General features: G+C 70.0%; 5 protein-coding genes. All 5 read right to left on the bottom strand.

What is annotated here, in order from left to right:
* Nucleotides 1-562: 562 nt before the first annotated feature.
* The gene (locus tag ACFYOS_RS35960) at nt 563-1,900 is read right to left on the bottom strand and encodes a protein kinase (protein ID WP_387151684.1); all 1,338 of its coding nucleotides are present in this window, start codon (nt 1,898-1,900) and stop codon (nt 563-565) included.
* A 20-nt stretch (nt 1,901-1,920) separates the two neighbouring features.
* Nucleotides 1,921-2,601, bottom strand: coding sequence for a tetratricopeptide repeat protein (locus ACFYOS_RS35955; RefSeq protein ID WP_387151681.1), 681 nt, complete (start codon nt 2,599-2,601; stop codon nt 1,921-1,923).
* A 233-nt stretch (nt 2,602-2,834) separates the two neighbouring features.
* The gene (locus tag ACFYOS_RS35950) at nt 2,835-6,554 is read right to left on the bottom strand and encodes a protein kinase (protein WP_387151678.1); all 3,720 of its coding nucleotides are present in this window, start codon (nt 6,552-6,554) and stop codon (nt 2,835-2,837) included.
* A gap of 3 nt (nt 6,555-6,557) precedes the next feature.
* Nucleotides 6,558-7,226: a DUF7019 family protein gene (locus tag ACFYOS_RS35945; RefSeq protein ID WP_387151675.1), complete on the bottom strand. Its 669-nt coding sequence runs from the start codon at nt 7,224-7,226 to the stop codon at nt 6,558-6,560.
* A gap of 914 nt (nt 7,227-8,140) precedes the next feature.
* A complete protein-coding gene (locus tag ACFYOS_RS35940) occupies nt 8,141-8,581 on the bottom strand; it encodes a transposase (protein WP_387151673.1) in 441 nt (146 codons plus the stop codon).
* Nucleotides 8,582-8,781 lie beyond the last annotated feature (200 nt).

Here is an 8,781-nt window from a genome sequence, read left to right as displayed (position 1 = left end):
ACGCCTCACCTCGGCGCGCCCACAACACGACGGAGAACACCCAAAGCAAGGCCAGCACACCCCTTGACCGGCCCCGCTCCTTCAGGGATGACCTGCGGAACACAAGACCGCAGGTGGGGGCGTGTGCTGTTGGAGGTCGTTCGGTACCATTGAATGCAGTTCAACGCCGTTCAGTGCACCCGTCTGCTCCCGGGGTGCTCCCCTGGATCCCGGCCCGCACGGCCCCACACTCAGCCGGGATAGCATGCCTAACCGCAGGGACGTCCGTCCTGTGGCACGGAGCAGGCGACCCGACGGCGGGTATGGACGGTGAGGACTGCCTCGCGGACGCCGTGCTTCCTCAGCGGCAGTTGAGAGCGTTGCTCCGCTCGCCGGCCAGAGTCGCTCCGCCCGACGCGGCTGAACGAGGACATCAGCGAGAGGGATGACGCGGACGTGCCCAACCTCAGGCGGCTACCGGTGGGCATGGTTGATGGCACGGAGAGGTTCCCCGAGTCGATCTTGCGCGGGCGGAGCACCCGCGGGCCGTGGCAAATCACGCCGCCCCTCGCCCGCACTGCGGCTACCCGGCCGGCAGCGCCTCGAGCAGGCTGCGCTTCACCTCGCCGGCCTCCATGGCCGTGCGGCTCGGCGCCTCAGCCAGTCCGGCGTCGATCGCCGCCGCTAGCCGGGCCGGTACCGACGGCACCCGTTCCCGGATGGGTACGGCATCGTCGCGCAACACCACCGCCACCGGATCCTGCCCGCCCGGGAAGTCACGCGGGGTGGCGAGGGTGAGCATCCAGTACAACGAGGCGATGGCCGCCCACACGTCGACATCGGGCCGGGCGTACTTGTAGTCGAGGATCTGGGCACGGGCCATGAAGGCATAGCTGCCGCCGACCGCGCCCGACGCGGTGTGGCCGGAGAGGCCCGCGCGGTCGAACGCCTTCGCTAGGCCGAAGTCGGCAATCTTGGCTACCGGTTCGGTGGGCGGCCCGGACAGCAAGATGTTCTGCGGCTTGACGTCCCGGTGCACCAAGCCGCAGCCGGACAGGACGTCCCCGTCCGCCAGGCGCACCACCGGGACCATCGTTTGATGCGCGTAGCTGAGCCCGTCGAGCACCTGTGCCACGATCGGTACCGCCTCGGCGACGCGCAACGGACGGCCCAGCCGGGACACCACCTGGTCGACACTGCCGAGCGGGCAGTATTCGGTGGTGAACAGGAAAGCCGCGCCGACGGACGCATACCCGCCGAACCGCACGATGTTCGGATGATGCAACGCTCGGGTGTTCTCGACCTCGCGTAGGAATCCCGCCCGCGCGTCGGCATCGACCGCGACCTGCGCCAGCAGAGTCTTCAGCGCGACCACCCGTTCCCCGTCCGCGTCGCACAGCAGGTACACCACGCCCTGGCCGCCGCGCCCCAGCTCGCGGACGACGCGGTAACCGCACAGCAGCGCCAGGTCCGGGTCACCCGCATCAGCCCGGGCTAGCAGGGTACGCACCACGGCCTCGGGTTTGTGCCGGCAGGCCATGCAGACGAGGGCTCCGCCACCGGCACCGGAGCCGTCCGGGCTGATCCGTCCGCAGTGCGCGCACTGGGGCACGCCCGGCGGCGAGGCGCCCGTCACCGACACCGATATCACCGTCCGGCCGACCCGCACCTCGTCGCCGTCGACCAGGTCCTGCTCCTGCACGACCCGGCCGCCGTTGACGAACGTGCCGTTACGGCTGAGGTCGCGTACCCACAGCCGCGGCGGGTCGGCCATGAACAGGCAGTGCCGACGGGACACCTGTGTGTCCGCCGCGCTGACCCGCACCTGGCAGTCGCTGCCCCGACCGACCAGGCAGGTGGAGCGGGCATCTAGCCGGTACGACCGGGACGGCCGGTCGGGGGTGGAAACGGTCAGCGTCACCGCGGCCGACAACCTCTCACCTATCCCCACGTGTCGCGGCTGCGGACGTCCTCGTACAGCCGCTCGGCCTGCTCCGCCTCCCGCCTCCGGCCGAGCTGCCGCAGGATGTACGCGCGGTTGTAGTACATGTCGGACCGGTCAGGGCCGCAGCTGATGGCCACGTCCACGGCGGTCAACGCCTCGTCATACCGTCCCAGGTTCACCAGCACCGCGGCCCGCGCGGCGTAGGCATAGCTTCGGCTGTCCCGGCGGCCGCCACGGTACCCGCCCTCTTCGGCGAGCGCGATGCTCCGGTCGAGCTCGATCAGGGCCTCCTCGTACCGGCCCAGCTGGTTCAGCGTCGCCCCCAGGTTCACCCGGGCGTTCAGGTGTCGCGGTTCCATTTCCAGGGCCTGCCGGTATGCCTCGACCGCAGGCTCATGGCGATTCATCAGGCCGAGTACCCGACCCCGATCAAAGGCGGTGGGTGGATGACCGGGGCGTTGGCGGTCGGCGAGCTCGTACGCCGCCAGCGCCTCGGCGTACCGGCCCAGCTCCTCTAGGACGGCACCGCGGTAGTGGTGCGCGTCGGGGTAGCCAGGTCGCAGCGCTACCGCGCGCTCCAACTCGGCCAGGGCGGCGTCGAACTGGCCGTCCTCCCCCAGCCGTACCCCTTCCTTGCACGCGGCCACGTCGGGGGACAGGGGCTGATTGTGTGCCATCAGCCGCATGGTGCCCGGCAGCAGGCGCCCGGTGCAGTGCGGACAACGCGGCCGGCGCAGCCCCCACCGACCCACGGGCATGCACCGGTGGCAGAAGTTGGCGCGACAGTGGTCGCAGACCTGAAACCGGATCGCGAAGTGTTCCGGATCGTCGCGGGCCACCGGATTGCCGCCCGGGAGGTCGGACACCGAGATCAGCATCGAGCACTCCCAGCCGGAGCAGGCGAGAAGCATTAACCGGTCTCCCTTCGGTCGCGCCGCGCCGACCACCAGCCAGGCGGCTGTGGCACCGGCATCCGCGCGAGTTCCGCGCGAACTCCATCGGGACGCAGCCAGCCCAGGCCGGCGAGCTCCAGCGTGCGCAGCAGGCGCGGGAACTCCTCCTCGGCGCGGGGGCGCTGGCGCCACCGGGTGCCCACGGCGAACGCGGACAGGTACGGCCGCGCCCGCTCATCCCAGTCGGCCGGCTTTGGCACCTCGTAGTCCCAGTCGAAGCGCCACACCCGGATCCCGCCGCCGGTACGCCGCGCCAGCACCACCCGGGAGTCGGAGCTCACGCTCCACACGCTCTGGTCGTGGCCGTCCAGCACACACAGGCACTGCCCGGTGGTCAGGTCCCAGGCGCGTATCGTGCCGTCCTCGCCGAGGGAGAGGGTGAACCGGCCGTCCGCAGTGGGTGAAAGCGCGACGACGGGGCCCCGATGACCGGTCAAAACCCGCAGGCAGTGCTTGCGGTCGACGTCCCACACGCGCAGGGCACCGTCGGCGGACGCCGTGTGGGCCAGCCGGCCGTCCGCGCTCACCGCCGCCGCGGACACCTTCCCGTCGTGCCCCATCATGAAGCCGCGCAGGTGCCGGGTTACCGGCTGGCACACCCACACCGAATCACCGGCGTGGCCCGGAGACAGCGCGGTGGAGCCATCCACGCTGAACGCCAGCGTCCGCAGGGTGGCCGCGATACCCGGCAGGATGTGCCGGCGCCGCCCGGCGACCAGATCCCATAGCCAGACTTCACCAGAGCCGTCAGTCGAGGCGACGATCCGGTCGTCCGGGCTGATGGCGACGCCGGTGATCATCCGATGGTGCGGCATCGCCAGCAGGCGTCGGCCCTTAACGATGTCCCACAGCACAATTTTGCCGCCGCGAGTTCCGGCGACCACGCACCGCCCGTCCGTACTCAGAACTGCCGGCATGGTGAAGCCCATGGCCGAGGGCCGGGAGCCGCGCGTCTTGAGGGCATGCCGCAGGTGCCCGGTGGTCAGGTCCCACACCCGGACGGTCTCGTCACCAGCGCCGATGACGGCGGTGCGGCTATCCGCACCGAACAGCAGGCAGGTGACCCAGTCGCCGTATCGGTAGAGGTTGTACCGTTGCCGTCCGGAGTCCACCTCTAGCACCCGTACCGTGTCTGAATAGTCGGCGCACATGGCCAGGCTCCCGTCCGGGCTGACCGTGAAGCTGTCGGCCGGCTCCAGCTCTCCGACCTGCACCACGTTCAGCAGGCCGCTACGGTGCCCGTGCCGCCCCACCTCGGCCCACCGGTCCAGCAGCTCACGCCGGCGTTCATAGCCCGGCACCTGAAGCGCCGCCCGCACTTGGTCAGCGGCGGCGGACCAGGCACCCTGTCGGGCGTGCCGGTCGGCGCGGTCCAGCGCGGCGCTCACGATGTCCGCCTCGCGTACCAACTCGCCGGCCTGGCGGGGTCGGGGGTGGCTCCACGGTGACGGCGGCCCGGCCGGCGCCACCTCCCAAACGCGAAGGTCACCCCCGGCGCAGGACAGGGCCAGCCGGCCATTGGCGGTCAGCACGGCCGGTCCGCGCTGGACTGGGTACGTGCGCAGGCAGCGTCCGGTCTCCAGCTCCACCAGGCCCAGCCCGTCCGGCCCGGACAGCAGCGCCAGCCGGCCGTCACCGCTCACCGCCAGCACGTTGCGCGGCCGCTGACGCAATTCCACGGCCCGCAGCAGCTTTCCGGTAGCCGGCTCCCACAGCTGCAGCGTGGCGTCGCGGACGGCCAGCGCCATTCGACCGTCCATGCTGAGCACCGTGCTCGCGGCTATCAGTTGGATGGAGCGGACCAGGTCTCCGGTCGCCGCGTCCCACCCGCGCAGCCGGAGGGTCATCGGCTCCCAGCGAACCACGAGGTGCTCGCCGACCGCCACCTGCCCGCCGGAACCGGTCTCCCGTTGGCCGTCGTTCAGCACGCGGACCTGCCGGGCGGTGCGGGTGTCCCACACCAGCACCGCGCTGTCACGGGACGCGGACACCAGGATGTTCCCGTCCGCGCTGAACGACAGCGCCTCGACCTCACCACGGTGGCCGGTCAGCCGGTGCCGTAGCATCCCCGTGCCACCGTCCCAGATCAGCAGCGCGCCGTCCCGACTGCCGGCGGCGATCAGTCGGGCATCCGCGGCGACCGCGAGCGTGGTCACCGCCGCCTGGTGGCCCGCCAGGCGATGCAGGCATCGACCGGTGGCAGCATCCCAGAGCCGTATCGTGCCCCCTTCGCTGCCGGGGCGCGGCGGCTGCGCGTTGTGGAAGCCACCCGAAACCGCATACCTGCCGTCGGGGTCGAGTGCCACTGCTTCGATCGAGCTCCGCTGCCCGCGCAGGTCAACCGGCGGGCGAACGCGAGGGATCGAGCCGGCCGTCGCCCGAGCAGTGTCCACGCCGGGTGCCGAGGGAGCCAACGCGGCGGCCTTGGCCAGCATCTGCTCGGCCCGCTCGGAATCGCCCCGCTCCAGATACACCAGCCCGAGCAGGTACTCGTCCACCCAGTCACGCGGGTGACTGACACGCACCCCGTCCAGTTCGGCGATCAGCTCCGCGTCGCTCTGCCGGCCGGTGCGCCAACGGTACAGCCCACGGTTGTACACCGCGTGCGGATGATGCGGATCGGCCTGGATCGCCTTGTCCCACAATTCCTCCGCCCGCTCGCGGTGGCCGAGGTCCAACATGGAAAGTGCGTGGTTGGACAGCCCGTCGGCGAGCAACGTGGCGGCCGCCGGGTAGGCACGCGGGTACGGTTGGCCGGTCACGCGGACGTAGATGTCGGCCAGGGTGTCGATCAAGTCGCTGATCCGTCCGGGCCGCTCCTCGGGCCGTGGGCGCAGGCATGTTGCCAGCAACTCGGCCAGTTCCTCGGGGAGGCGCGGGATCTGCCGATCCGGCGGGGCGGCGCTCCGGAACGCGTCGAGCACCCGGTCGGCGACCTGACCGTGCTGGGTCGGCGGCCCGCCGGTGAACATCTCCAGCACGGTGACTGCCCAGGACCACAGGTCGGTGGCCCGGGTGAGTTTCACCGAACGGCCCGCCGCCGCCTCCGCCTGCTCCGGAGAGCAGTAGGCCGGCGTCCGCCCGCCGTAGCTGGCCAGCAGGCTGCCGCCCAGCGGTGGGGCGCTGCTCTCCCCCGCCGCGGCGCGCGCCCTGGCGAGACCGAAGTCGGTCACCTTGGCGGTACCGTCCGGGGTGAGCATGACATTGGCCGGCTTGACGTCCTGGTGGATCAGCCCGCTGCGGTGGGCGTGTTCTAGGCCCCAGCCGATCTGGATGGCCAGATCCAGGATGCGCCGCAATGCCTGCTGCGGGCCGTCTCGGTAGAGCTGGCGGCCGCGTACCGCGTCGGCCAGGCTGCCGCCGTCGACCCACTCGGCAAACACGCGAGGAATGCCGTCGATGCGGCGCACGTATGCGCAGCTAACCGCGTGCGGGTGCAGGCCTAGGTTAACCCAGGACTCGGCCTCCACCTCGAAGTTGCGCAGGCCGGACGGTGACGCGGCCCGTTCCGGTCGGGGGGTCTTCACCGCCAGGTCCATGTTCCAGCCACGGTGTCGTACCCGGTAGACCAGGCCCATCCCCCCGCCCGGCAGCACGTCGCGCACCTCGTACAGGTCGAGAATGACCTGGCCGGGGCGCCAGAGGGTGCGGTCCTTCCCGTCTGCGGGAGCCGCCACCGATCAGTCCGCCAATGCCACGTACAGTGGGGAACCCAGCAGCACCGACATGTTCGGGTGCGGATCCTGCTCCGGATCCGGGCTAGGCCCGTACAGCAGCCGCTTTGCCACGAACTCCAGATTCTGCGCCGGCCCGCGCAGCCGAGCGGTGGCCTGGCGTACGGTGCTCAGCGCGGCCACTTCCGCCTGTTCGTACCCCGGATCGGCGTCGTCAAGCAGGGTGCGGATCCCGCGCGGTCCGGCCAGCCCCGCCAGCATCGACGGCATGTGCGAGCCGGTCAGCGCCGGGCCGGACTCGGTGCCGGGCACTGCGCCGACAACGTGGGCCCGCGATCCGCCCAACCCGACCCAGGTGCGCTCGCTACACCCGCCGAAATAGATCAGGGCGAGGTCCCCCTTGACCGGGCCCCAGCGCAGCGGAAGCAGGCCCCAGAAGAACTGGCCGGGCTCGTCGACGGAGCCGAGATCCCCGTGGTCCTGCAGGCACCGCACCACCCGTTCCAACCGGGCCACCCGGTCCGCGCCCGGCAACTCGGCACCTCGGCTGGCACCAAAGATCTTCAGATCGACTTTGATTTCCGTGTTGCGCCTGCGGGTGAGCGCCGGATCAATCTGCTGGAGCAACATGTCCACCTTGCTGTCACTGATGTAGAGGTAGTACCGGAACGACACCACGTCACCCCACGTTCACAGCCGCTTCCTCAGTGTACCGATCTGAGTCGATGTCGATGACCCACTGAAGTAGACCGCCTGCAGCACTCAAACAGTCAGCGCGAAGATGCACGTCGGTCGAACTGACTGGACGCTCGGTTCTCTGGGCCGTGGTCCAGCCACGGAGCGGATCGATCCCCTGACCTCGTCGAGGTCTGCGGCACCGAGGAGGCCCGCCCCGCTTGGCCTCTTCGAATCTCCCGAAGAGGTCACCGAGCGGGAGGCCCTGGTCAAGGCGGTACGGCTGAGATTGATTTTCCAGGTAGCAGGACGGGCTCGGGACCAACAGACAGACGCATACAGAGACGCGCACCTATCACCCGGCCGCATCGCCGGGGCGCCCCAGCCATCGACTTGCTACCTGAAGTTGCTCAGCGCCTCCTGCGCAGGGCGGGTGACCACTTCGGTGTTCTCTGGAAGGTCACGCCGGGCCGCTCGCCCGCATCACCGCAGGTCAGAGCCCTCGGCTCTGTCCAGTGTCGGTGAGCACTTCGGGCGCGGTGACCACTTCGCCAACCTGCACCCAATCTGCTCCCATTTGCAAGGCCAGGCCATCCAGCAGCTCCTTACCGCCGTGACCTGCGCACACTCCCCTGCCAGGGGACATAGAGTGCTGTCGACTGCTGCGCAAAACCGCGGAGCACTCCGTGTGAAGCAGGACGCTGCACCGACTCTGACCTGCGAAGACGAGGACCCGCAGGTCATGTTGGGTGCAGGGGGATGCCGTTGGGTGCTGTTGGATGGTGTTCAACGCCGTTTAGGGCGGCCCGTTGCTCCCAATTCGCTCCCCTAATATCGGCTGCGGGCCCACCGAAGGCACAGCGGCTGGCAGGCTGCCCTGTGGGCAGGCCACCGCGGCACCGGGGCGGAACCTGTCAAGATCCAAGCAGACGTTCCAGGCATCGGATGATCTCGGCTTTTGTCTTGCCCTCTGCGGTTCGCCGGGCGACGTAGGCACGGGTCGGTTCGTGGTGTTGCATGCGCACGATGACCGCGCGGTAGAGCGCAGCGTTGGCCTGGCGGTGGCCGCCGCGGTTGAGCCGGTGGCGGTTGGTCATGCCGGAAGAGGCGGGGATCGGCGCGACCCCGCAGAGCCGAGCCCAGGCCGGCTCGGAGTGGACCCGGTCGATGTTGTCGCCGGCGACGATGAGCATCTCGGCTGCGGTGTCGGCACCGACGCCGAACGCGTCAATCAGCTGCGGTGCGAGCTGGCTGGTGAGCTCGGCCAGCAGCTTCTCGTGGGTCTTGATCTCATCGTGGAGTTGCTGCCAGCGGCGGGCGATCGAGCGCAGGGTGTGCTTGGTGGCGGCGGTCACGCTGGTCACCGGGCCCGGACGTAGGTTGGCACACCGCTCGATGAGCGCCATGTTCGACAACGGCTGCAGTTGTTCACGCAGCTCAGGGTTAGTAGTTCGTGCGCCTGGTGGCGCGACCCTGAGCGGGTGAAAATCGGGCTAGGGCCGTCCGGCTGACGTCGTACCGTCTTGGCGCTGTCCGAGCCCGTGGGTTAGTAGGA

It is taken from the genome of Micromonospora sp. NPDC005806 (assembly GCF_042871425.1).
Lineage (GTDB): Bacteria > Actinomycetota > Actinomycetes > Mycobacteriales > Micromonosporaceae > Micromonospora.
The sequence above is the reverse complement of the archived record's forward strand: the minus strand, read 5'-3'. Positions and strand labels throughout refer to the sequence as shown.